Genomic DNA, 22,518 nt, shown 5'->3' with positions numbered 1-22,518 from the left:
CGGCCCCCGGCTCAGCTGACGGCGGAGGGGTCCACGGGCAGGCCGGACGTGTCCACGGAGAGCTTGCCGAGGCCGCTCCCGACGACGACCCGGGGACGTCGGCCTCCCTGTCCATGCACGCGGTGGTAGGCCGCACGCCGGCTAGAGGGTCAGGCCCCGCACCGTCAGATCGGCGAGCGCGCACACGAACAGGGCGATCCCGATGAAACCGTTGACCGTGAAGAACGCCCGGTTCAGGCGGGACAGGTCGTGCGGCTTCACGATCGTGTGTTCGTAGAGGAACGCCGCCGCGACGATCAGCAGGCCCAGCCAGAGGAACGGGCCTCCGTCGGTGAGCAGGGCGTAGGCGGCCAGGAGGGCCGTGGTGACGGCGTGGCAGGCGCGGGCGCCCCACAGGGCGCCCGGGACGCCGAAACGGGCCGGGACGGACCTGACGCCCTCGGCGCGGTCGGACTCCACGTCCTGGCAGGCGTAGATCAGGTCGAAGCCGCCGATCCAGACGCCGATGGCCAGGCCGAGGACCACCGCGTCCCAGGACCACTCCCCCGTGACCGCGAGCCAGGCGCCGACCGGGCCCATCGCCTGGGCCAGGCCGAGGATCGCCTGCGGGAAGTTCGTGAACCGCTTGCCGTACGGGTAGACCACCATCGGCACCACCGCGACCGGCGCCAGCGCCAGGCACAGGGGGTTGAGGAGGGCGGCCGATCCCAGGAAAACCACGAGCGCTATGCCCGCGCCCGTCCAGGCCGAGCGCACCGACACCGCGCCGGTGACCAGCTCGCGCCCGGCGGTGCGCGGGTTGCGGGCGTCGATCTCGCGGTCGATGATCCGGTTCGCGGCCATCGCGAAGGTCCGCAGGCCCACCATGCACACGGTGACGAGCAGCAGCTCCCGCCAGTGCATGAGCCCGTCCAGCCGGAACATGGCGGTGAGCGCGGCGATGTAGGCGAAGGGCAGCGCGAAGACCGAGTGCTCGATCATCACGAGGCGCAGGAAGGCCTTGACCCTGCCGGTGGGCTGCGGCGCCTGTCCGGGGCCGAGCACGCCTTCGGCGGTGGTCGTCATGCGAGGCTCCCGCGGAACTCCTCTAGGTCGGCGCGGAGCGCGTCGGCGTCCACCCCCGGGATGTCCAGGGTCACCGGGGCGAGCTCCTCGCCCTCGGGCGGGGTGATCGTGGAGACGAAGCGGCAGCCGTCGCCGGCCGGGTAGGCCCGGATGTGCAGCACCTCGCCCGCGCCGACGGTGAACGGGCCGGACTCGAAGGACAGCTCGGCCAGCAGCCGGTCGGCGAAGTCCTCGGCCTCCGCGTCCCGCAGGCCCGGCAGCTCGAAGCCGCCCCCCTCGCCGTTCTCCTGCTCCCACATCAGCGCCCAGACGGTGCCGGGGCCGGCGAACTCCTCGGGGCTCACGCCGGCCTGCTCGGCGGCCTCGCGGACCTCCGGGTCGGCCGGGTCCAGGCGCGGGCGCGCGAGGGCCACGTAAGCGGTGTCGGTGCCGATGAAGAGGGCGGGGCCGCCCATGGCCGTGCTCACAGGCCGTACTCCTTCCAGCGGCGGTCCACCAGGGCCGCCGTCTCCGGGTCGGACTCGACCATGTCGGGCCAGCCGCCGTCGCGGGTGTAGCCCTCCTCCGGCAGCTTCTTGGTCGCGTCGATGCCCGCCTTGCCGCCCCAGAACTGCTGGTACGAGGCGTGGTCCAGGTGGTCCACCGGCCCCTCGACCACGGTGAGGTCGCGGGAGTAGTCGGTGTTGCCGAGGGCCCGCCAGGAGACCTCGTGCAGGTCGTGGACGTCGCAGTCCTTGTCCACCACGATGATCAGCTTGGTCAGCGACATCATGTGCGCGCCCCAGATGGCGTGCATGACCTTCTGGGCGTGCTTGGGGTACTTCTTGTCGATCGAGACGATCGCGCAGTTGTGGAAGCCGCCCGACTCGGGGAGGTGGTAGTCCACGATGTCCGGGACGATGATCTTCAGGAGCGGGAGGAAGAAACGCTCCGTCGCACGGCCCAGCGGGCCGTCCTCCGTCGGCGGCCGGCCGACGACGATCGACTGGAGCAGCGGCCGCTTCCGCATCGTCACACAGTCGATCTTCAGCGCGGGGAAGGGCTCCTGCGGGGTGTAGAAGCCGGTGTGGTCGCCGAAGGGGCCCTCGGGGAGCATCTCGCCGGGCTCCAGCCACCCCTCGATCACGACCTCGGCGTTGGCCGGGACCTGGAGCGGGACCGTCTTGCAGTCGACCATCTCGATCCGCTTGCCCGCGACGAACCCGGCGAACAGGTACTCGTCGATGTCGCCGGGCAGCGGCGCGGTGGAGGCGTAGGTGACGGCCGGCGGGCAGCCGAAGGCGATCGCGACGGGCAGCCGCTCGCCGCGTGCGGCGGCGACGGCGTAGTGGTTGCGGCTGTCCTTGTGGATCTGCCAGTGCATGCCGATGGTGCGCTTGTCGTGCCGCTGGAGGCGGTAGAGGCCGAGGTTGCGCACGCCGGTCTCGGGGTGCTTGGTGTGGGTCAGGCCGAGGTTGAAGAAGTCGCCGCCGTCCTTGGGCCAGGTGAACAGCGCCGGCAGCATGTCGAGGTCCACGTCGTCGCCGGTGAGGACGACCTCCTGGACGGGCGCGGACTCGCCCTTCACCTTCTTCGGCGGCACGTGCACCATCGAGCCGAGCTTGCCGAAGGCCTCACGGATGCCGATGAAGCCCTGGGGCAGCTCGGGCTTGAGCAGGCCGCCGATCTTCTCGCTGATCTCGCCGTAGGACGTGAGGCCGAGGGCCTTCAGGAGGCGGCGGTCGGTGCCGAAGACGTTCATGGCCAGCGGCATCGCGGAGCCGCGGACGTTCTCGAAGAGGAGGGCGGGGCCGCCCGCCTTGTTCACTCTGTCGACGATCTCCCCGACCTCCAGGTACGGGTCGACTTCGGCCTTGATGCGCTTGAGGTCGCCCTCCCGCTCCAGGGCCCGGAGCAGCGAGCGGAGATCGTCGTAAGCCATGGGCCCCAGTATCCGTCACCGCATACCCTGGGGGCGTCACCGGGGCCCCGCGCGGGCCCGCCGCCACTGCCCGGGGAGTCGGTCCCACACCGTGCTGCGCTATCTGCCGTTCCTGCTGATCCTCGCGCTGACCATCTACGCCTTCATCGACTGTCTGAACACCCCGGAGGAGGAGGTCAAGAGCCTCCCGAAGGGGGTGTGGGTGCTGATCATCCTGCTGTTCTCGATCGTCGGCCCGGCGGTGTGGCTGCTCGCGGGCAGGAAGCGGACGACGGCCGGCGGCGCGGGCGGGTTCGGCGGGGGCGGCCGGGCGCGCCGCACGCAGTGGGTGGCGCCCGACGACAACCCGGAGTTCCTGCGCTCGCTGCGCAAGGACGAGAAGGACAAGGACAAGGACGACCAGGGGTAGCAGCCCCGGGCCCGGGGTCCCGCGCCGCTCCGGCCTACGCCGCGTACGAGGCGCGCAGCTGCGAGCGGCGGGTGTCGGTCCAGGAGGACCAGTCCGCCGGGTGCCCTTCGAGGGCGGCCTCCAGCAGCTCGAAGTGGTCGTGCCAGGCGGCCAGGCCGTCGAGGCGTTCCTCGTCGCTGCCGTCGCGTTCGTTCAGGAAGCGGATCACCGTCGAGTCGGTGCCGACGGGCTCCAGGTGGAAGCGGATCCGCCCCTGGCCGGAGACCGTGTACTCCACGACCCGCTCGACGTCCCAGGCCGTGATCTGCCCCGAGGCCGTGGTGCCGGAGGTCGGCCAGTGCAGGGTGACGGGGCCGCCGAGGCGGCGTTCGGGCAGGTCCGCCGCCGCCAGCCAGGTACGCAGCCCGTCATCGGTGGTCAGGACGGGCCACAGGGCCTCGTAGGCGTAGGGCACGTGCACCTCGAAGCGCAGGAGCCAGCGGCCGGGGCCGCGGGGCTCGCTGGTGGCATGACTCACAGGAGGCATACCACCAGCGTCCCACCGGTCGGGCTCAGACGCCCGCGTAGGAGTGCTTGCCGCTGAGCAGGATGTTCACGCCGTAGTAGTTCCAGATCCAGCAGGCGAAGGCGAAGAGCGCCAGGTAGGCGGCCTTGCGGCCCTTCCAGCCGGCGGTGGCCCGCGCGTGCAGGTAGCAGGCGTACGCCACCCACGTCACGAACGACCAGACCTCCTTGGGGTCCCAGCCCCAGTAGCGGCCCCAGGCGTCGCCGGCCCAGATGGCGCCCGCGACGATCGTGAACGTCCACAGCGGGAAGACGGCCGCGTTGATCCGGTACGAGAACTTGTCGAGGGTGGCCGCCGACGGCATCCGCTCCAGGACCGAGGTGCGGAAGCGGCCGGGGGTCTTCCCGGCCTCCAGGTGGCTCTCGTACGCGTCGCGGAAGAGGTAGAGGACCGCGCCGGCCGCGCCGATGTAGAAGACGGCGCCGCAGAAGATGGCGGTGGAGACGTGGATCCACAGCCAGTACGAGTGCAGGGCCGGGACCAGCTGGTCGCTGGCGGTGTAGAGCCAGGTGGTGGCGATGCCCAGGTCCAGCAGGACGGAGGTGACCAGGATCAGGCCGAGCCAGCGGACGTTCTTCTTCAGGGCCAGGAGCGCCAGGTAGGCGCCGACGGCGACCGTGGAGAAGGTCAGGTTGAACTCGTACATGTTGCCCCAGGGGGCACGCTCCACCGACAGCGCGCGGGAGACCACGCCCGCCGCCTCGATGAGGAAGCCGAGGACGGTCAGCGAGACCGCGATCCGCCCGTACAGGTCGCCCTTCTCGGTGCCGCCGGCGGCGCCGGGGCCGTCCGGGACGTCGCGGACGCCGGTGGCGGAGCGGGTGACGACCTTCGGCCGGTCGAGGACGGCCGTGCCGCCGCCCTTGGTCCGCACCTGCACGGCGGGCGCGGCGCCGGCCGCGGCGGCCGGGGTCAGCGCGGCGGCCGTACGGCCCACCTTGCTGCGGCTGCCGAAGACCCATTCGGTGATGTGCGCGAAGAAGGCGAGCATGTAGACCGCCATCGACGCGTAGACCAGCTTGTTGCTGAGATCGGCGAGGCTCTCGTTCGTCGCCGCCGCGAGCAGCGTCATGCGCGCTCCCCTTCTTCTTCTGTTGTGGTGTCGACTTCCGCCGGCTCGGCTTCCGCCGGGCTCGGCACGGTCTCGTAGAGGGCGGCGGAGAGCGCCGACAGCTCCTCGGGGAGCTTGGCTGACTCGCTGCGGCCCAGACCCGCCATCTCGACGACGGTCACCCCGTCCTCACCGCGCACCGCGCGGACCCAGATCCTGCGGCGCTGGACGAACAGGGACGCGGCCAGGCCGCCGATGGCGACGACGGCGCCCGCGAGGGCCAGCCCGGAGGCGGGCTGGTGGGTGACCGAGAAGGTGGCCCAGCGCTCGATGCCCTCGAACTTCACCGTGCCGGCGCCGTCCGGGAGGGTCATCGTCTCCCCGGGCAGCAGCCGCTGCTTGAACAGCTGCCCCTCGGGGTCCTTGAACTCCTGCATCTTGGAGGTGTTCAGCTGGTACACGTTCTGCGGCAGGCCCGCGTCCACGCCCAGGCTGCCGTGGTAGGCGCTGAGGGCGAGGACGGGGAAGTTCAGGTCCGGGAACTGGGAGAGCATCGTGCCCTTGCCGGCGCCCGCGAACGTCGGCACGAACATGGCGTTGAAGCCGAGCTGTTCCTTGTCGCCGTTCTTGTTGTGGTAGCCGTCCGGGACCTTCACGGCGCCCGACGAGCTGAGGTTGGCGTCGAAGGGCAGCATCGGGACGGCGTCCCGGTAGACGACCTTGCCGCTCGGGTCGGTCACGGAGATGACCGGGGCGTAGCCGTGGCCCAGCAGGTAGATCTTCGAGCCGTCGATCTCCAGCGGCTTGTTGACCTCGATCTCGGCCTTCTTCGGCTCGCCCTCGGCGCCCTCGCTGTAGGTGACGTACGCCTTGAAGTCGCGGGCGGTGCCCTTCTGCGGGCCGCCCTTCTCGTAGCTGGCGTCGAACTTGTCCAGGGTGAACGAGAACGGCACGAGGTCGTCGGCGGAGAAGAGGCTGCCGGACTTGAAGTCGTCGTACTGGGTGAGCGTGTTCGAGAAGCCCTTGCCGCGCAGGACGAGCTTGCCGCCCTCGGACTTGAAGAGCTGCCCGCAGGCGAAGGCCACGAGCATCACGATCAGGGCGATGTGGAAGGCCAGGTTCCCGGCCTCGCGCAGGTAGCCCTTCTCCGCGGCGACGGAGCCGGCGGAGGCCTCGGTGCGGAAGCGTCGCCCGCCGAGCAGGCCCTTCGCGGAGGCGAGCACCTCGTCCGGGCTCTTGTCCGTACGCCAGGTCGTGTAGGCCGGCAGCCGGTCCAGGCGGCGCGGCGCGACCGGCGGGCGGCCGGTGAGCTGGCCGACGAACTGCCAGGTACGCGGGACGATGCAGCCGATCAGCGAGACGAACAGCAGGATGTAGATCGCGGAGAACCACACCGAGCTGTAGACGTCGAAGAGCTGGAGTTTCTCGGCGGCCGGGACCCAGAACCCGTGGGTCTTCTTCCACTCCGCGACCTTCATCGCGTCGACCTGCGTCTGCGGGATGAGGGAGCCGGGGATGGAACCGAGGGAGAGCAGGAAGAGCAGGATCAGCGCCACCCGCATGGAGGTGAGCTGGCGCCAGAACCAGCGGGCCCAGCCGGTGACCCCTATGCCGACGGGGGCGGCGGGGTTGTCGTCGACGGGGGCCGTGGACAGCTGGGCGCGGGCGGCCGCGTCCTCGTTCGGCGCCTCGGCGGGCGCCTTGTCGGTCGTACTCATGTGCGTGTAGTCCTCAGATCCCCACCGTGAAGCCTTGGGTCCAGCCCTGCATCTCGTTGACGATGCTGAACCACATTCCTGTGACGAGCAGCAGACCGGTCAGGATCAGCATGCCTCCGCCGATGCGCATCACCCACGCATAGTGCTTCTTCACCCATCCGAACGCGCCCAGCGCCTTGCGGAAGGCGACGGCCGCGAGGATGAAGGGCACACCCAGGCCGAGGCAGTAGACGGCCGTCAGCAGGGCGCCGCGGCCGGCGGTGGCCTCGTTGATGGACAGGGTGCCGACGGCCGCGAGGGTCGGTCCCATGCAGGGGGTCCAGCCGATGCCGAAGAGGACACCGAGCACGGGAGCCCCGAGCAGGCCCGCCGTCGGCTTCTTGTGGAAGCGGAACTCGCGCATCGTCAGGCCCGGGATCCAGCCCATGAAGAAGAGGCCGAGCAGGATCACCAGGACGCCCATCACACGGGTGATGACCTCCTTGTTCTCACCCTGGAAGACCTGGCCGAACTGGCCGAAGAGCGCGCCGGTCGAAACGAACACGGCGGTGAAGCCGAGGACGAACAGGCCCGCGCCGGCCACCATCCGCCCGCGCCGGGCCTCGGCGAGGTCGGCGCCGCTGACACCTGTCACGTAGGACAGGTAGCCGGGGACCAGCGGGAGGACGCAGGGGGAGAAGAAGGAGACCAGCCCCGCGAGCAGGGCGATCGGCAGGGCGATCAGCAGCCCGCCGGTCAGCACGGTCGTGTTCACGCCGGTCGACTCGGCGGCGAGGAGGTGCCCGACCACGAGGTCACTGCTCCGCGAGGAGCGGGTCGATCATCGAGCGCAGCTGCTCCTCGTTGACCGCGGCCAGCGTACGGGCCGCGATCCTGCCCTCCTTGTCGAGGACGACGGTGGAGGGGATCGCCGACGGGTTCAGGGTGCCCTTGGGGAAGCGCAGGATCAGCTTGCCGTCCGGGTCGTACAGGCTCGGGTAGGTGATCCCGAAGTTCTGCTCGAAGGCGGCGGCGTTCTGCGTGCTGTTGTCGCGGGTGTTGATCCCGACGAACGCCACGTCCTTGCCGGCGTCGCCCAGCTCCTTGCTCACCTTCGCGAAGTACGGGGCCTCCGCACGGCAGGGCGGGCACCAGGAACCCCAGACGTTCAGGACGACGACCTTGCCCTTGAGGGTGGTGGTGTCCAGCGTCTTGCCGTCGACGGTCGCGCCGTCCAGCTTCGGGGCCTCGGCCCGCTCGCCCCGGGCGACGGTGGAGATGCCCGTGGGGCCCGTCACGTAGTTGCCGCCGGCGGAACCGGCCGAAGTGCTGCCGCTGTCGCTGCACGCCGTCAGGGTCAGGGCGCTCGCGAGGGTCACCGCGGTCAGCAGGATGGCGCGGCCGCTGGTCGAGCGGCGGCGACGGGGGGCGCGGCTAAGGCTCATGTGAAAAGTTTCGCATGAGCGATTTGCGGATCTTCCGCACCCCCCGGCGGGGTGTCAATGCGCAGGTCAGGCCAGGCCGTGCCGCAGGGCTACGCGCCGAAGGCCTTCGACTTGCCCTTCACCGGCTTGGCGCCGGCCAGCAGGTGCGCCGGAACCAGGTCGCGCGCCGGCTCGCTGTAGCCCACCGACACCAGCTTGTCGTCCTGGTACGTGAACGACGTCAGCGAGGCCAGCGTGCACTGCCGGCGCCGCGGGTCGTGCCACAGCCGCCGCTTCTCCGCGAAGCTGCGCACGATCCAGATCGGCAGCTGGTGGCTGACCGCCACCGCCTCGTGGCCGCGCGCCGCGTCCCGGGCCGCCTCGATCGCGCTCATCATCCGGACGACCTGCTCGACGTAGGGCTCGCCCCACGACGGCTTGAACGGGTTCGTCAGGTGCTTCCAGTTGCCCGGCCTGCGCAGCGCGCCGTCGCCGACGCCGAAGGTCTTGCCCTCGAAGACGTTGCCCGCCTCGATCAGCCGGCCGTCGGTGGCCAGCTCCAGGCCGTGCACCTTCGCGATCGGCGAGGCCGTCTCCCGCGCGCGCTCCAGCGGGGAGGCCACCACATAGGTGACGTCCCGGTCCTGGAGGTGCTCGGCGACCCGGTCGGCCATCTGCCGGCCCAGCTCGGACAGGTGGTAGCCGGGCCGGCGGCCGTAGAGGACGCCGTCCGGGTTGTGGACCTCTCCGTGCCGCATCACGTGGACGACGGTGATGTCGCTCATGCGGTCGCCTCCGCGGCGGCTCGGGCGGCGGCGGGCAGCGCGGCCGCGACGCGCTCGATCGCGCGCGCGTCGTGGGCGGTGGACACGAACCAGGACTCGAACGCCGACGGGGGCAGGTAGACGCCCTGCGACAGCATCGAGTGGAAGAACGCGTTGAAGCGGAAGCCTTCCTGCTGCTTCGCCTCGTCGTAGTTGCGGACCTCGTCCGGGGTGAAGAAGACGGAGAACATGTTGGACGCCGTCTGCAGGCGGTGCGCCACGCCCTCCTTGGCCAGCGCCGCCGTCACCAGGCCCTGGATCTCCTCGGAGACCGCGTTCACCTTCGCGTACGCCGCGTCGTCCAGCAGCCGCAGCTGCGCGAGGCCGGCGGCGGTGGCGACCGGGTTCCCGGAGAGGGTGCCCGCCTGGTAGACGGGACCGGCCGGGGCCAGGTGGCCCATGACGTCGGCACGGCCGCCGAACGCCGCCGCCGGGAAGCCGCCGCCCATGACCTTGCCGAAGGTCATCAGGTCGGGCTTGACGCCGTCGACCCCGTACCAGCCGGCGCGCGAGGTGCGGAAACCGGTCATCACCTCGTCGGAGACGTACAGCGCGCCGTTCTCGCGGCAGAGGTCGGCGAGACCCTGGTTGAAGCCGTCCAGGGGGGTGACCACGCCCATGTTGCCGGGGGCCGCCTCGGTGATCACGCAGGCGATCTCGCCCGGGTGCGCGGCGAACGCCGCGCGCACCGCGCCGAGGTCGTTGTAGGGGAGCACGATCGTGTCGCCGGCCTGCGCGCCCGTCACGCCGGGGGTGTCGGGCAGGGCGAAGGTCGCCAGGCCGGAACCGGCGGCGGCCAGCAGCGCGTCGACGTGACCGTGGTAGCAGCCGGCGAACTTGACGACCTTGGCCCGGCCCGTGAAGCCGCGGGCCAGCCGGATCGCCGACATGGTCGCCTCGGTACCGGAGGAGACCAGGCGGACCTGCTCCACGGGCTCGATGCGGGCGACGATCTCCTCGGCGAGGGCGACCTCGCCCTCGCCGGGCGTGCCGAAGGAGGTGCCGCGGGCGACCGCGGCCTGGACGGCCTCGATCACTTCCGGGTGGGAGTGGCCGAGGATCATCGGCCCCCACGAGCAGACCAGGTCGACGTACTCGCGCCCGTCGGCATCGGTCAGGTAGGGACCGGCACCGGACACCATGAACCGGGGCGTACCGCCCACGGCACGGAAGGCGCGGACGGGAGAGTTCACGCCGCCGGGGGTCACGAGGGACGCGCGCTCGAAGAGCGTCTGCGAAACTGGGGCTTCATACGGGTACGGGTAGCTCACACCAGCCATGGTCTCAGAGGCCGCGACAGACTTGCGGAGGGGCGTTTCACCGCGCCGCCTCGGGGGAGGTCACTGCCATGATGATCAGGCTGCGTGGCGGGGGCCGCGAAGCCGGTGCAGGCAATACCAGTCGGGTGGAGATATGCAACGCGGTGGTGGACCGGGCGAGGGTACGGACGGCCTGGACCCGCAGCGCGCCCGTGAGGCCCGCCGCCGAGGCAAGCACCGCCGGGCCGCCGAAGCCGCGGACGCGGCCTCCGTCGGCGCCGCACCGGGCCCGGGCGGCCGGACGCCGGACGCCCCGGAGGAGCCCCTCCGCCGGGACACCCCCGAGGAGCCCGTCCGCCGGGACGGCGCGGAGCGCGCCGAGGGCCGCAAGCGCAAGGACCGGCCGGCCCGCCCCGGCCGCGCCGGCGACACCGCCGAACCGGACGCCTCCGACACCGCGGACGAGGACGACCTGCCCAAGGGTCGCGGCATGGGCGTGACCTACAAGTACTTCGGCGCCCCGGACGGCGCGACGGCCGCGCGGGTGCCGGTGACGATGCGGCCGGAGGAGCTGGGCGGCGACGAGCTCGGCATGGGCGGCATGTTCACCAAGATCAAGCCGGAGACGATGGCCGCGATGGTCCTGACGGGCATCGAGGGCATACCGCTGCACAAGGTGCCGCCGCTGGAACTGGTCGTCCTGCACCCGGACTACGCGGTGGTCAAGCTGCCGATGACGGTGGTCGACCCGCTGCGCGACGTGGGCGAGGAGTCGGTGGGGGCCGCCGCCTTCATCTGGTCGACGGTCCCCGACCGCGGCGGCCCCCGGGACGCCTTCAACGTCTACCAGCTGCTGCACGAATGGCAGGACTTCTCCCACCGCCTCCACGAGAACGGCCACCAGGCCTACTGCCTCGTCTGGCCCTGACGGGCGGACCCGCGGCCGGCGGGGTCAGGAGACCGTGAGGACCACCCGCCCCCGGGTGCCCGGGGTCGAGAGGGTCTCGTGCGCCTTCCGCGCGTCCGCGAGGTCGAAGGTCCGGGCGACGCGGAGCGTCAGCGCGCCCTCGTCGACCAGGGCGGCCAGCCGGGCCAGGTGGGCGCCGTCGGGGGCGACCTCCTGCACCGCCACCCGGACCCCCCGCTCCGCGGCCGGGGCCGCGCCGGGGATGAGGCCGACGTAGGCGCCGCCGTCGCGGACGGAGGCCAGCGCGGGCGCGCCCAGGACCGCCGCGTCCAGCACCCCGTCGACCCGCCCGGCGGGAGCCGACCCGCGCGGGACGAACTCCGTGGCGCCCAGGGACCGTACGAGCTCCTCGTCCCCCTCGCCCGCCAGGGCCGTCACCACCAGCCCGGCCCGGGCGGCCAGCTGGACCGCGAGCCCGCCGACCGACCCGGCCGCGCCGGTGACCAGCACCGAGTCGCCGGGGGCCAGCCCGAGCAGGTCCAGCGCGCGGGCGGCCGTCAGCCCGCTCAGCGGGAGCGCCGCCGCGACGGCCGTGTCGACCGAGGCGGGGGCCGCGGCCACCGCCGAGGCGTCCAGCACCGCGTACTCGGCGTGCGTGCCGAGCTGCTTGAGCGGGCCGTAGTGCAGCCCGACCACCCGGCGGCCGGGCGTCCAGCCCTCCACCCCGGGGCCGACCTCGTCGATCTCCCCCGCCACGTCCCAGCCGAGCCCGATCGACCGCCCGGCCCCGCCGAAGACGCCGGCGCGGACCGCACCGTCCACCGGGTTGACCCCGGCGGCCCGGACCCGGATCCGGACCTGTCCGGCCCCCGGCCGCGGCACCTCCACCTCGGCCACCCGCACCTGCTCCGGCCCGCCGAAGGCGTCCACCACCACGGCCCGCATGGTCTTGTCCTGCGCGATGTGCTCGGTCATGATCTCTCCCCGTCGTTCGTGGCCCGGTCCGGCTCCGGTGAGCCGTTCCCGATGACCACTAACTTAGGGAGAGGTACTCTCTTTTCGTAAGTACGCACTACGGAGTGCGTACCCGACCCGGAAGTGGGCAACCATGGCCACCCAGACCGCCGCCGCCCGCCGCGAGGACGCCCGCGCCGCCTACGACGCCTTCATCAGGGAATGCCCCACCAGCCAGCTCCTGGCCCGCATCAGCGACAAGTGGGTCGGGCTCGTCCTCAGCGCCCTCGGTGAAGCCGGCGACGGCTCCATGCGCTACAGCGAACTCGGCCGCAGGATCCCCGGCGTCAGCCAGAAGATGCTCACCCAGACCCTCCGCTCCCTCGAACGCGACGGCCTCGTCACCCGCTCCGTCACCGCGTCCGTCCCCGTCCGCGTCGACTACCGCCTCACCGCACTCGGCGGCAGCCTCGGCCACCTCCTTTCCTCCGTCAAGCACTGGGCCGAGCACCACTTCGACGAGGTCAGCGCCCACCGCCAGGCCTACGACGAAGCCGCCGCCGACGCCTGACCCCTCCCCGGCCCCGTCACCGATTCGGCCGCGCTTCCCCACCGGCGATGGCATGCTGGGACCGTGAACGGTCCCGGTATTGAGCTCACCCTCGCCCCCGAACTGCGCCTCTTCGCTCCGCCCAGCCGGCGCGCGGACCGCGTCCCGACCGCCACCGACGGCGCCTCCAGCCTCGGCCACGTCGTCGAATCCGCCGGCGTCCCCCTCACCGAGGTCGGCCGCCTCCTCGTCGACGGCGACGAGGTGCCCGTCTCCTACGTGCCCCGACCCGGCCAGTCCGTCGAGGTGTTCGGCGTCGACCGTCCCCAGCGGGTGGCCGGCGCCCCGCTGCGCTTCCTCCTCGACGTCCACCTCGGCACCCTCGCCCGCCGCCTGCGCCTGCTCGGCGTCGACGCCGCATACGACAACGAGGACCCCGGCGACCCCGCCCTCGCCACCCGCTCCGCCGCCGAGAGCCGCGTCCTGCTCTCCCGCGACCGGGGCCTGCTGCGCCGCCGCGAGATCTTCGCCGGCGCCTACGTCTACAGCGACAACCCCGACGACCAACTCCGCGACGTCCTCGGCCGGTTCGCACCCGCCCTCGCCCCCTGGACCCGCTGCACCGCCTGCAACGGTCCCCTCCGCGAAGCCGACAAGGACAGCGTCGGCGACCGGCTGGAGCACGGCACGCAGCGCTCGTACGACGTCTTCGCCCAGTGCGCCGACTGCGGGCGCGTCTACTGGCGCGGCGCCCACCACAGCCGCCTGGAGCGGATCGTCGACGGGGCCCTGGCCGAGTTCGGCGACGGCGCCACCGTCTGACACCCGGCCCCGGCCCCGCCGCCAGGACACTCAGAACGCGTAGGCGTCCCCGGTGTCCAGCGCCAGCACCACGTGCTCGTTGTTGGCGCGGTTGCGGTCGGTCGCCCCGCCGTTCCACCAGGTGTCGATCCGCACGGCCACCTCCGCCGGCCTCTCGCGCAGCCCCAGCACCAGCCCGATGTGCCGCCCCCGCCCGTGCTCCGGCAGCGGCCCCGTCTCGCACACCACCTCGCGCACCCCCGCCCGCGCGCACCCGCCGGCCGGCTCCTGTACGTCCGCCAGGTCCGCCGACAGCCGCACCCGCACCGTCGCGTTCGCCAGCGCCGACGGCCCCTCGTTCTGCGGCACCATCCACACCCTCAGCTGCCCCCGTACCAGGGCCACACGCCCGTGGTAGGCCACGTCCGCCTCCGGCCCGGCCCACGCACCCGCCGGCCCGGCCCCGGCCCCGGCCCCGGCCAGCACCAGCAAGCCCGCCACCACCACACTCCGCACGGCACCACGGCGCACCGCCACCACCTCCTCGCGCGGACGGTAACCACCCCGCCGCACCACCGGTCGGACCATCACACGAACGAGGGCGAGCCCACCCCCCATTCGCCACCGCTCCCGTACGCACCCGGTCAGCGCCCCGGCCTATGCTGGCGAGCGTTCGCGCACCGTCCGTACGTACGGGCGAACGCACACGCACCGTGAACGAGCACGCATCGCGACCGCACACCGCGACCGAACGAGGAGCCCCGCCCATGAGCACGCGCACGGCCACCCGAACCGCCGTAGTCACCGGCGCGAGCAGCGGAATCGGCGCGGCCACCGCCCGTCAGCTCGCCGCCGCCGGCTACCACGTCGTCCTCACCGCCCGCCGCAAGGACCGCATCGAGGCCCTCGCCGCCGAGCTCACCGAGGCCGGCCACGAGGCCACCGCCCACGCCCTCGACGTCACCGACCGCCCCGCCGTCGACGCCTTCGCCGCCTCCCTCGAACGCGTCGACGTCCTCGTCAACAACGCCGGCGGCGCCATCGGCGCCGAGTCCGTCGCCACCGGAGACCCGGCCGACTGGCGCACGATGTACGAGGTCAACGTCATCGGCACCCTCAACGTCACCCAGGCGCTCCTGCCGGCCCTCACCGAGAGCGGCGACGGCACCGTCGTCGTCCTCTCCTCCACGGCCGGCCACGACACCTACGAGGGCGGCGCGGGCTACGTCGCCGCCAAGAACGGCGCCCGCGTCCTCGCCGAGACCCTCCGTCTGGAGATCGTCGGACAGCCCGTCCGCGTCATCGAGATCGCCCCCGGCATGGTCAAGACCGAGGAGTTCGCCACCACCCGCTTCCGCGGCGACAAGGAGAAGGCGGAGCAGGTGTACGCGGGCGTCTCCCACCCCCTCTCCGCCGACGACGTGGCCGACACCATCACCTGGGCGGTGACCCGCCCCAGCCACGTCAACATCGACCTCCTCGTGGTCCGCCCCCGCGCCCAGGCCTCGAACACGAAGGTCCACCGCGAGCTCTAGACCAGCCCTGCCGGACCAGCCCGCCGCCCCGAGGTGCGGCACCAGGGGCGCGGGCTCCAGCCCCGCGGCCCCGGCCGCACCCAGCGTCGGTGTGAAGCGCAGCGGCACGACGCCGCCGGCCTTCAGCCGCGGGGTCGGCGGCGCCTGGATCCGTCAACCCCCCTTCAGAGAGCAGAAGTTGCGGCCCTCGTTAACCGGCGAGCCCGTATGGGTGAATCCACTCGAATTGTCGGCGGGCACCGCTACGCTCCGAAAGCGTGAGCCGCGAAAGGGAGGAAGCTATGGCCGTGATGCAGCACGAGACCACGATCGCGGAAGCCGCCGATCGACTCTCCAAGGAGCTTCCCAGGCACCGAGTGGAGATTCTCCAGGGGAGGCTCACCGTGACACCACCTTCCGACGGAGAGCATGCGCTCACTTTGAGCTGGCTCACCGAAAGGTTCTTCGAGGCCGGGGCCAGGGAGGCGGGTCTGCGCTACCTCCAGGGCATCGGCATCTGGCTGCCCACAGGACCCGACGACTACGCCATCCCGGACTTCGCGCTGGTCAGCAAGGACTTCCTGGACTTCAAGGGCCGGAACAACTGCTACTCGCCCGAGGTGTTCCGCCTCATCGTCGAGGTGACCTCCTCGAACTGGGCGGATGACCTGGGCTCCAAGGTCGACTCCTACGCGAAGGCCGGCATCCCCTTCTACGTCATCGCCGACCGCCGCCACGACGAGGTCGTCGTCTGCCGCGACCCGCGCAACGGCACCTACCGCCTCCGTACGTCCCACAAGCGGGGCACCTCCATCACCGTCCCGGAGTACGTCGGAGTGACCCTCGAACTCCCGGTGGACCTCCTCCTCGACGGCGAATGAGGGCCGGGCCCCGGCACGCCCCCGTCAGCCCTTGACACAGATGACCTGCTTGAGCTTCGCCACGACTCGCACCAGGTCGGTCTGCTGGTCGATGACCTGCTCGATCGACTTGTAGGCGCCCGGGATCTCGTCCACGACGCCCGAGTCCTTGCGGCACTCCACGCCCCGGGTCTGCTCCGCCAGGTCGCGCGCCGAGAACCGCTTCTTCGCCGCCGTACGGCTCATCCTGCGGCCGGCGCCGTGCGAGGCGGAGTTGAAGGACCTCTCGTTCCCCAGGCCCTTCACGATGTAGGACCCCGTCCCCATCGAACCGGGGATGATCCCGTACTCCCCGCTGCCGGCCCGGATCGCGCCCTTGCGGGTCACCAGCAGGTCCATGCCGTCGTACCGCTCCTCCGCCACGTAGTTGTGGTGGCAGCTGATCTCCTGCTCGAAGGAGACCTTCGCCTTGCGGAACTCCCGCCGGACGACCTCCTTGAACAGGCTCATCATCGCCGCGCGGTTGTACTTGGCGTACTCCTGGGCCCAGAAGAGGTCATTGCGGTACGCGTCCATCTCCGCGGTCGCGGCCAGGAACACCGCCAGGTCCCGGTCGACCAGGTTCTGGTTGTGCGCCAGACCACGGGCCACGCCGATGTGGTGCGCGGCGAGCTCGTTGCCGATGCCGCGGGATCCGGAGTGCAGCATCAGCCAGACCGAATCCGACTGATCTAGACAGAACTCGATGAAATGATTTCCGGATCCGAGCGTTCCGACCTGCCTCACCGCACGGTCCTGTCGGAACTTGACCGCATCGGCGATGTAGTCGAAGCGCTGCCAGAGGTCGGCGTACCCCGCCTCCGAGAACCCGTACAGCCTCCCCGGATCCACCGCCTCCCGGTGCATCCCCGCCCCCACCGGGATGGCCTGCTCGATCCGCGAGCGCAGCTTCGACAGGTCGCCGGGGAGGTCGTTCGCCGTGAGGGAGGTCCTGACCGCCGACATGCCGCAGCCGATGTCCACGCCCACCGCCGCCGGGCAGACGGCGTCCTTCATGGCGATCACCGAGCCGACCGTCGCGCCCTTGCCGTAGTGCACGTCCGGCATCACGGCCAGGCCCTTGATCCAGGGGAGGCCGGCGGTGTTCTGCAACTGCCTCATGGCGCTGTCCTCGACCGACGCCGGGTCCGTCCACATCCTGATCGGGACCTTCGCCCCCGGCACCTCTACATACGACATAACAGAACAATCCCCCGGAAATCACAAGAAAGGCAGGAGTACGCGAAAAGCCGCGCTCTTACCCCCAGACCAGACAGGGAACCGGCGCCGGCACCAGCGTGTGCGATAGACATTGTGTCCATCCGTGCCCAAGTCGCGGCAACGGAATTTCCCGAGCACGCCAAGGAAACCAGGGGAGCGAGTGAAGCCGATGGACGTGGAGCGCACGCGGGTGCGCCGCCGATTCCTGCCGGGCATCGCGATGCTCACCGCCCTCGTCGCCGGCGCGACCGGCTGCACCAGCGGCAGCGGCATCGGCACCAGCGACCAGAAGAACGGCGGCAGCACGGCCGCCCCCGCGCAGCCCGGCAAGTACCGCAGCCTCCCGCAGCCCTGCAAGGCCGTCGACGGCAAGCGGCTGAGGGCCATGCTCCCGGCCTCGGACTCCCTCACCACCGAGCAGCGCGAGCAGCTCTACGCCGGTACGGCCGAGCCCTCCTACGACGCCGACCGGCACGTCGGCTGCCGCTGGAACGCGCAGACGCCCGAGGCGACCCTGCTGCTGTCGGTCACCTTCGAGCGGGTGGTCTCGTACGACCGCGCCGCCGCGAGCGACGACGACAAGGCGCGCCAGGTGTACGTGCGCCGGCTGACGGACGCGCACCTGCCCTTCCCCGGGCCGACCGCGAGCCCCCCTCCGGCCGCGGGGGCCCCCGCGAGCACCGCTCCCGTCGCGAGTGCGCCCTCCGCCGCCGGTACGGGTCCCGCCCCCGGCGCGCCCGAGGCCCCGGTGTCCTCCACCCCGCCCTCCCCCACCGCCTCCCCCGAGCTGGGCTCGCGCGTGCTGGAGGGGCTCGGGAACGAGGGTTTCCTCGACGACAAACTGGGCGCGGCCGGGGCCACCGCCGCGCAGGCGCGCACCGTGCGGATCGTGTTCCGTACGTCGAACGTCATCGTCACCGTCGAGTACAGCGTCCAGCCCTCCGGTCCGGGCAGGGTCCCGCCCGCCACGGAAACACAGGACAAGGCCCGTCAGTTGGCCGAGGCCCTCGCCGAGCGTTTCAACGAGTGAGCGCCCGCTCCCGCAGGGGGCGCTCACGGCCCGCGTGACGGCGCGCACAGCAGGCGGGCTCCGGATCGGGCTACCGTTGCGGGGTCCCACACCCCTGAAGCACCACCGAGATGTCCCCAACGTCTGAAGGAACCATGCACCGATCAGCCTCGCGTCTCACCCGCGTTCTCGCCTGCGCAGCCGTCCCGGTGATCCTCACCGTCGCCGGCTGCTCCTCCGACTCGGGGAAGTCCTCCTCGGGCTCGGACTCCGGCAAGAAGTCCTCGTCGGCCTCGTCCGCCAAGCCGAGCGCGAAGGGCTCGGCCTCGCTGGAGAAGGTGGCGTTCGCGAAGCTGCCGGACCCCTGCAAGTCGGTGCCCGCCAAGACCGTCGAGTCCCTCGTGCACGACGCGAAGGACAAGAACGGTACGGCCGCGAAGTCGAACGACCTCGCCAACCGCGCCAGCTGCTCCTGGAACGGCCTGGAGACGGACGGGGTGAAGGGCTCGCAGTACCGCTGGCTCTCCGTGTCGCTCGTCCGCTACGACTCGCACGCCTCCCTCGGCAGCGGCAACAAGCGCGCGGAGGAGCAGTACAACAAGCAGATAGACCTGGCGAAGACGACGAAGGACGCGCACGACGTCAAGGTCGAGCAGGCCGACGGGGTCGGCGACCAGGGCACCTCCGTGATCTACGGGATCAAGAAGGACGTCGACTTCTTCAACACCACGGTCGTGGCCCGCACCCAGAACGTCGTGATCACCCTCGACTTCAACGGCGCCGCCTACGAGGGCGCCGGAGCGCCCGACCAGGCGAAGCTGCTCCAGGACGCGATCGCCGCGACCAAGGAGGTCGTGACCTCGGTGGCCAACGGCGGTAACGACCAGGCGCCTTCCGGCGGCGAGCCCCCGGCGGGTTCCGCTTCCCCCTCGGCGTCGGCCTCGCCCAAGCAGTAGGGGCCTACGGTGCGGGTGACGCAGAGTCACCCGTACGCTGTGCCTGCCTGTAGCTCGACAAGGGAGGGGATCGCGAGTGGCCGCGATGCAGCTGACCCGTACGCACCGCATTCTCGTCGGTGTCGTGGTCGCCGGAGCCGTCGTCATCGCGGGTATCGGTTTCGCGGGGTCGTACGCCGCGGTCCGCGCCCTGGCGCTGAAGAAAGGCTTCGGCAGCTTCTCGCTGGTGTTCCCGATCGGTATCGACGCGGGTATCTGCGTGCTGCTCGCGCTGGACCTGCTGCTGACCTGGATCCGGATCCCGTTCCCCCTGTTGCGGCAGACGGCCTGGCTGCTGACCGCCGCGACGATCGCGTTCAACGGTGCGGCGGCCTGGCCGGATCCGCTGGGCGTGGGCATGCACGCGGTGATCCCGGTGCTGTTCGTGGTCACGGTCGAGGCGGCGCGGCACGCTGTGGGCCGGATCGCGGACATCACCGCGGACCGGCACATGGAGGGCGTGCGGATCACCCGCTGGCTGCTCTCCCCGGTGCCGACGTTCAAGCTGTGGCGCCGGATGAAGCTGTGGGAGCTGCGTTCGTACGAGCAGGCGGTCGGCATGGAGCAGGACCGGCTGATCTACCAGGCGCGGCTCCAGGCCCGGTACGGGCGGGCGTGGCGGCGGAAGGCGCCGGTGGAGGCGCTGATGCCGCTGCGGCTGGCCCGGATCGGCGTGCCGCTGGCGCAGACGGCTCCGGAGGGGCTGGCGGCGGCGGGGATCGACCCGGTGCTGCTGCCTCCGGCGGGCCGGGGGGCGCGGGCGGCTGCGGCGGCCGCCGCGGCCGCCGCGGTGCCGGCCCACGCGGGCCCGGCCGCGCCGGCCCTGGCGGCTGCTCCGGAGGCGGCTCCGGAGGCCGGGGCGCCCCTCCCCGCGGCGGCGGAGCTGCCGGAACCCCGGCGCCCGCAGGGGCCGCAGGGGCCGGAAGCCCCCGAGGGCCCGGCGGGTCCCGGGGCTCCCGAGGAGTCGAGGCAGTGGGAGGGCCTGGACCGGGCCGCGGCCCGGCGCGCCCAGGCGAAGCTCGCCCAGGCGCCGGCCCCGTTCGCGGTGGCCCCGGAGGCCATGCCCGCCCCCCACGACAGCGCCTGGTTCGCCGGGCCGAAGGCCCCGCAGGCGGAGTACGGGGGCGGCTACGACCCGCAGGCCGCTCCGGCCGGCCCCGAAGGGGAGCTCCGGCCGGAGGCGGAGCGGGAGCCGGACGAGGCCGCCGGCCCGGCGGCCGACGAGGAGAAGTTCGCCGAGGCCGCCTACGAGGTCTTCCGGGCGTACATCGACGAGTTCTCGTCGTTCCCGAACCCCGAGCAGCTCGACGGGCACCTCGCCGACCGTCTCGGGGCCACGCACCCGGGCAGCGCGGCCACGCTCAAGCGGCTGATGCCGGCGCTGAAGCAGCGCTACCAGCGGGACCTGGAGAACGAGCACATCGCGTAACCGGATCCGCGCACGCGGAAGGGCCCGCATCCCCGGCGAACCGGGGGTGCGGGCCCTTCCGTTTGGCCGTCCGCCGCGTCAGACGGCCGGGGGCCTTCAGACCGCGAGGAGCCTTCGCACCCGGTCCGCCCCGACCGCGAGCAGCAGCGTGGGCAGGCGGGGGCCGGTCTCGCGGGTGACGAGCAGGCGGTAGAGCAGGGCGAAGAACTCGCGCTGGGCGACCTTGAGCTCAGGCGTGGGCTTGGCGTCGGGCTCCAGCCCGGCCATGACCTTCGGGACTCCGTAGACGAGGGTCGTGAGCCCGTCCAGCGACCAGTGGGTGTCCAGGCCCTCCAGCAGCATGGCCAGCGAACGGCGCGCCTCCTCGTCGAGGGAGGCGAGCAGTTCGGCGTCGGGCTCCTCGCGGACGAGGGTGCGCTGGTCGGCCGGGACCTGGGTGGTGATCCAGTTCTCGGCGCGGTCCAGGCGCGGGCGGACCTCGTCGAGGGAGGCCAGCGGCTTCTCCGGCTCCAGGTCGGAGAGGATGCGCAGGGTCTGCTCGTCGTGTCCGGCGGTGATGTCGACGACCGACGCGAGGGTGCGGTACGGCATCGGGCGCGGGGTGCGGGGCAGCTCGTGCGAGGCCACGCGGACGGCGCGGGCGTGGGCGGCGGCGTCGGCCGGCAGCACGGAGCCGTCGGCGACCTTGCCCTCCAGCTTGTCCCACTCGTCGTACAGGCGCTGGATCTCCTGGTCGAAGGCGATCTTGAACGACTGGTTGGGGCGGCGCCGCGCGTACAGCCAGCGCAGCAGCTGCGGCTCCATGATCTTCAGCGCGTCGGCCGGGGTGGGGACCCCGCCCTTGCTGGAGGACATCTTGGCCATGCCGCTGATGCCGACGAAGGCGTACATCGGGCCGATGGGCTGCTCGCCGCCGAAGAGGCCGACGATCTGGCCGCCGACCTGGAAGGAGGAGCCCGGGGAGGAGTGGTCGACGCCGGAGGGCTCGAAGACGACGCCCTCGTAGGCCCAGCGCATGGGCCAGTCGACCTTCCAGACCAGCTTGCCGCGGTTGAACTCGGAGAGCTTGACGGTCTCGGTGAACTGGTCCTCGGTGCAGACGTAGGTCAGTTCGGTGGTCTCGTCGTCGTACGCGGTGACCTTGGTGAAGTCCTTGTCGCACTCACCGCAGTACGGCTTGTACGGGAAGTACTCGGCGCCCTCGGCGCTGCCGTCGTCCTCGCTCGCGGCACCGGAGCCCTCGGCGGCCTCGATCTCGGCCTCGTCGAGGGGCTTCTGCTGGGGCTTCTTGCCGCCCGGCTTCTGCTTGGTGCGGTACTGGTCGAGGACGGCGTCGATGTCGCCGCGGTGCTTCATCGCGAACAGGACCTGGTCGCGGTAGGCGCCGGAGGTGTACTGCTCGGTCTGGCTGATGGGGTCGTACTCGACGCCCAGCTCGGCCAGGGAGGCGACCATGGCGGCCTTGAAGTGCTCGGCCCAGTTCGGGTAGGGGGAGCCCTCGGGGGCGGGCACGGAGGTCAGCGGGCGGCCGATGTGCTGGGCGTGGGACTCCTCGGTGACGCCGGGGATGCCCTTGGGGACCTTGCGGTAGCGGTCGTAGTCGTCCCAGGAGATCAGGTGACGGACCTCGTGGCCCCGGCGGCGGATCTCGTCCGCGACCAGGTGCGGGGTCATGACCTCGCGCAGGTTGCCCAGGTGGATCGGGCCCGACGGGGAGAGGCCGGACGCGACGACGATGGTTTTGCCGGGGGCTCGGCGCTCCGCCTCGGCGATGACCTCGTCCGCGAAACGGGAGACCCAGTCGGTCTCTGTGCTGCTCTGCGCGCTCTGAGCCACGACACGTCCTTCTATCTCGAATGCTGGCTTCGGCCATTCTCCCAGACGGAAGGGGACGCTCCGGGGTTGCTTCCGTCTGGTGATACGCCGCGGATATGCCGGGAAGCGGGGAGCCTCCGCGTGGGATACTCGGCACTTGTCGGAACACCCAAGTGCACGCTCGGGCACAACCTCACAGGAACGGCAGC

At 71.8% G+C, this 22,518-nt stretch carries 23 protein-coding genes; 9 read left to right on the top strand and 14 right to left on the bottom strand.

Translation table 11 applies throughout. The features are described from left to right. Positions 1-141 precede the first annotated feature (141 nt). The 3 genes from mqnP to ACFY15_RS31550 are packed head-to-tail and all read right to left on the bottom strand — an operon-like array spanning position 142 to position 2,986. On the bottom strand, positions 142-1,065 hold the full coding sequence (gene mqnP, locus ACFY15_RS31560; RefSeq protein WP_390688385.1) for a menaquinone biosynthesis prenyltransferase MqnP: 924 nt from the start codon (positions 1,063-1,065) through the stop codon (positions 142-144). Beyond that, the gene (locus ACFY15_RS31555; protein ID WP_390688384.1) at positions 1,062-1,532 is read right to left on the bottom strand and encodes a hypothetical protein; all 471 of its coding nucleotides are present in this window, start codon (positions 1,530-1,532) and stop codon (positions 1,062-1,064) included. Before ACFY15_RS31555 ends, mqnP begins: the two co-directional genes overlap by 4 nt. Beyond that, entirely contained in the window at positions 1,529-2,986 is a 1,458-nt protein-coding gene (locus ACFY15_RS31550; protein ID WP_390688383.1) for a menaquinone biosynthesis decarboxylase, read from the bottom strand. Before ACFY15_RS31550 ends, ACFY15_RS31555 begins: the two co-directional genes overlap by 4 nt. A 91-nt stretch (positions 2,987-3,077) precedes the next feature. Here ACFY15_RS31550 and ACFY15_RS31545 point away from each other — a divergent pair, with 91 nt between their 5' ends. Next, positions 3,078-3,395 carry a PLD nuclease N-terminal domain-containing protein gene (locus tag ACFY15_RS31545; protein ID WP_390688382.1) on the top strand — a complete coding sequence of 106 codons (318 nt, stop codon included), beginning with the start codon at positions 3,078-3,080 and terminating at the stop codon, positions 3,393-3,395. A gap of 34 nt (positions 3,396-3,429) precedes the next feature. Here ACFY15_RS31545 and ACFY15_RS31540 read toward each other — a convergent pair whose 3' ends face one another. From ACFY15_RS31540 to hemL, 7 genes are all read right to left on the bottom strand, one after another. After that, positions 3,430-3,921: an SRPBCC domain-containing protein gene (locus ACFY15_RS31540; protein WP_390688381.1), complete on the bottom strand. Its 492-nt coding sequence runs from the start codon at positions 3,919-3,921 to the stop codon at positions 3,430-3,432. 25 nt (positions 3,922-3,946) lie between these two features. Next, the gene (ccsB, locus tag ACFY15_RS31535) at positions 3,947-5,032 is read right to left on the bottom strand and encodes a c-type cytochrome biogenesis protein CcsB (RefSeq protein WP_390688380.1); all 1,086 of its coding nucleotides are present in this window, start codon (positions 5,030-5,032) and stop codon (positions 3,947-3,949) included. Then, positions 5,029-6,729 (bottom strand): cytochrome c biogenesis protein ResB, encoded by a 1,701-nt coding sequence (locus ACFY15_RS31530; RefSeq protein ID WP_390688379.1) that lies wholly within the window; start codon positions 6,727-6,729, stop codon positions 5,029-5,031. Before ACFY15_RS31530 ends, ccsB begins: the two co-directional genes overlap by 4 nt. Positions 6,730-6,742: 13 nt before the next feature. After that, positions 6,743-7,519, bottom strand: a complete 777-nt coding sequence (locus tag ACFY15_RS31525) for a cytochrome c biogenesis CcdA family protein (protein WP_390688378.1) — start codon at positions 7,517-7,519, stop codon at positions 6,743-6,745. Between the two features lie 4 nt (positions 7,520-7,523). Beyond that, a complete protein-coding gene (locus tag ACFY15_RS31520) occupies positions 7,524-8,153 on the bottom strand; it encodes a TlpA family protein disulfide reductase (protein WP_390688377.1) in 630 nt (209 codons plus the stop codon). Between the two features lie 89 nt (positions 8,154-8,242). Next, positions 8,243-8,917, bottom strand: coding sequence for a histidine phosphatase family protein (locus ACFY15_RS31515; RefSeq protein WP_390688376.1), 675 nt, complete (start codon positions 8,915-8,917; stop codon positions 8,243-8,245). After that, entirely contained in the window at positions 8,914-10,236 is a 1,323-nt protein-coding gene (gene hemL / locus ACFY15_RS31510; protein ID WP_390688375.1) for a glutamate-1-semialdehyde 2,1-aminomutase, read from the bottom strand. Before hemL ends, ACFY15_RS31515 begins: the two co-directional genes overlap by 4 nt. A gap of 469 nt (positions 10,237-10,705) precedes the next feature. On the opposite strand from hemL, the gene ACFY15_RS31505 reads away from it, so the two are divergent. Further along, positions 10,706-11,143: a hypothetical protein gene (locus ACFY15_RS31505; protein ID WP_045949392.1), complete on the top strand. Its 438-nt coding sequence runs from the start codon at positions 10,706-10,708 to the stop codon at positions 11,141-11,143. Between the two features lie 24 nt (positions 11,144-11,167). Here the strand turns inward: ACFY15_RS31505 and ACFY15_RS31500 are convergent, their stop codons facing one another. After that, positions 11,168-12,067 (bottom strand): NADP-dependent oxidoreductase, encoded by a 900-nt coding sequence (locus tag ACFY15_RS31500; RefSeq protein ID WP_390688532.1) that lies wholly within the window; start codon positions 12,065-12,067, stop codon positions 11,168-11,170. Between the two features lie 163 nt (positions 12,068-12,230). Here ACFY15_RS31500 and ACFY15_RS31495 point away from each other — a divergent pair, with 163 nt between their 5' ends. Together ACFY15_RS31495 and ACFY15_RS31490 are read left to right on the top strand one after the other, a co-directional pair. Then, positions 12,231-12,647 (top strand): winged helix-turn-helix transcriptional regulator, encoded by a 417-nt coding sequence (locus ACFY15_RS31495; RefSeq protein WP_390688374.1) that lies wholly within the window; start codon positions 12,231-12,233, stop codon positions 12,645-12,647. A 63-nt stretch (positions 12,648-12,710) separates the two neighbouring features. Further along, complete coding sequence (locus ACFY15_RS31490; RefSeq protein ID WP_390688373.1) at positions 12,711-13,448, top strand: Mut7-C RNAse domain-containing protein; 738 nt, start codon at positions 12,711-12,713, stop codon at positions 13,446-13,448. 30 nt (positions 13,449-13,478) lie between these two features. Here ACFY15_RS31490 and ACFY15_RS31485 read toward each other — a convergent pair whose 3' ends face one another. Continuing rightward, positions 13,479-13,928: a hypothetical protein gene (locus tag ACFY15_RS31485; protein WP_390688372.1), complete on the bottom strand. Its 450-nt coding sequence runs from the start codon at positions 13,926-13,928 to the stop codon at positions 13,479-13,481. Between the two features lie 266 nt (positions 13,929-14,194). Here ACFY15_RS31485 and ACFY15_RS31480 point away from each other — a divergent pair, with 266 nt between their 5' ends. Further along, complete coding sequence (locus ACFY15_RS31480; protein ID WP_390826505.1) at positions 14,195-14,962, top strand: SDR family NAD(P)-dependent oxidoreductase; 768 nt, start codon at positions 14,195-14,197, stop codon at positions 14,960-14,962. Between the two features lie 281 nt (positions 14,963-15,243). Next, a complete protein-coding gene (locus ACFY15_RS31475) occupies positions 15,244-15,822 on the top strand; it encodes a Uma2 family endonuclease (protein WP_390826504.1) in 579 nt (192 codons plus the stop codon). A 24-nt stretch (positions 15,823-15,846) separates the two neighbouring features. Here the strand turns inward: ACFY15_RS31475 and ACFY15_RS31470 are convergent, their stop codons facing one another. After that, complete coding sequence (locus tag ACFY15_RS31470; RefSeq protein ID WP_390826503.1) at positions 15,847-17,040, bottom strand: RtcB family protein; 1,194 nt, start codon at positions 17,038-17,040, stop codon at positions 15,847-15,849. A 190-nt stretch (positions 17,041-17,230) separates the two neighbouring features. Here ACFY15_RS31470 and ACFY15_RS31465 point away from each other — a divergent pair, with 190 nt between their 5' ends. The 3 genes from ACFY15_RS31465 to ACFY15_RS31455 all read left to right on the top strand — a co-directional run bounded on the left by ACFY15_RS31465 (position 17,231) and on the right by ACFY15_RS31455 (position 20,494). Beyond that, positions 17,231-18,091 (top strand): DUF3558 domain-containing protein, encoded by an 861-nt coding sequence (locus ACFY15_RS31465; RefSeq protein ID WP_390826542.1) that lies wholly within the window; start codon positions 17,231-17,233, stop codon positions 18,089-18,091. Positions 18,092-18,225: 134 nt separating this feature from the next. Further along, complete coding sequence (locus ACFY15_RS31460) at positions 18,226-19,026, top strand: DUF3558 family protein (RefSeq protein ID WP_390688368.1); 801 nt, start codon at positions 18,226-18,228, stop codon at positions 19,024-19,026. Between the two features lie 76 nt (positions 19,027-19,102). Next, positions 19,103-20,494, top strand: a complete 1,392-nt coding sequence (locus ACFY15_RS31455; protein ID WP_390826502.1) for a DUF2637 domain-containing protein — start codon at positions 19,103-19,105, stop codon at positions 20,492-20,494. Between the two features lie 96 nt (positions 20,495-20,590). Here the strand turns inward: ACFY15_RS31455 and lysS are convergent, their stop codons facing one another. After that, positions 20,591-22,330 carry a lysine--tRNA ligase gene (gene lysS, locus ACFY15_RS31450; protein WP_390826501.1) on the bottom strand — a complete coding sequence of 580 codons (1,740 nt, stop codon included), beginning with the start codon at positions 22,328-22,330 and terminating at the stop codon, positions 20,591-20,593. Between the last annotated feature and the right edge of the window lie 188 nt (positions 22,331-22,518).

The sequence above is a fragment of the Streptomyces sp. NPDC001373 genome, assembly GCF_042895815.1.
Classification (GTDB): Bacteria; Actinomycetota; Actinomycetes; order Streptomycetales; family Streptomycetaceae; genus Streptomyces.
This window is presented reverse-complemented; position numbering and strand designations above follow the sequence as displayed.

Bases quoted from the DNA above. Each gene is read 5' to 3' on its own strand.
- ACFY15_RS31540 (WP_390688381.1), bottom strand. From the start codon at position 3,921: ATGCCTCCTGTGAGTCATGCCACCAGCGAGCCCCGCGGCCCCGGCCGC.
- ACFY15_RS31495 (WP_390688374.1), top strand. From the start codon at position 12,231: ATGGCCACCCAGACCGCCGCCGCCCGCCGCGAGGACGCCCGCGCCGCC.
- ACFY15_RS31480 (WP_390826505.1), top strand. From the start codon at position 14,195: ATGAGCACGCGCACGGCCACCCGAACCGCCGTAGTCACCGGCGCGAGC.
- ACFY15_RS31505 (WP_045949392.1), top strand. From the start codon at position 10,706: ATGGGCGTGACCTACAAGTACTTCGGCGCCCCGGACGGCGCGACGGCC.
- ACFY15_RS31520 (WP_390688377.1), bottom strand. From the start codon at position 8,153: ATGAGCCTTAGCCGCGCCCCCCGTCGCCGCCGCTCGACCAGCGGCCGC.
- ACFY15_RS31465 (WP_390826542.1), top strand. From the start codon at position 17,231: ATGGACGTGGAGCGCACGCGGGTGCGCCGCCGATTCCTGCCGGGCATC.
- ACFY15_RS31460 (WP_390688368.1), top strand. From the start codon at position 18,226: ATGCACCGATCAGCCTCGCGTCTCACCCGCGTTCTCGCCTGCGCAGCC.
- ACFY15_RS31470 (WP_390826503.1), bottom strand. From the start codon at position 17,040: ATGTCGTATGTAGAGGTGCCGGGGGCGAAGGTCCCGATCAGGATGTGG.
- ACFY15_RS31530 (WP_390688379.1), bottom strand. From the start codon at position 6,729: ATGAGTACGACCGACAAGGCGCCCGCCGAGGCGCCGAACGAGGACGCG.
- ACFY15_RS31550 (WP_390688383.1), bottom strand. From the start codon at position 2,986: ATGGCTTACGACGATCTCCGCTCGCTGCTCCGGGCCCTGGAGCGGGAG.
- mqnP (WP_390688385.1), bottom strand. From the start codon at position 1,065: ATGACGACCACCGCCGAAGGCGTGCTCGGCCCCGGACAGGCGCCGCAG.
- hemL (WP_390688375.1), bottom strand. From the start codon at position 10,236: ATGGCTGGTGTGAGCTACCCGTACCCGTATGAAGCCCCAGTTTCGCAG.
- ACFY15_RS31475 (WP_390826504.1), top strand. From the start codon at position 15,244: ATGGCCGTGATGCAGCACGAGACCACGATCGCGGAAGCCGCCGATCGA.
- ACFY15_RS31515 (WP_390688376.1), bottom strand. From the start codon at position 8,917: ATGAGCGACATCACCGTCGTCCACGTGATGCGGCACGGAGAGGTCCAC.
- ccsB (WP_390688380.1), bottom strand. From the start codon at position 5,032: ATGACGCTGCTCGCGGCGGCGACGAACGAGAGCCTCGCCGATCTCAGC.
- ACFY15_RS31500 (WP_390688532.1), bottom strand. From the start codon at position 12,067: ATGCGGGCCGTGGTGGTGGACGCCTTCGGCGGGCCGGAGCAGGTGCGG.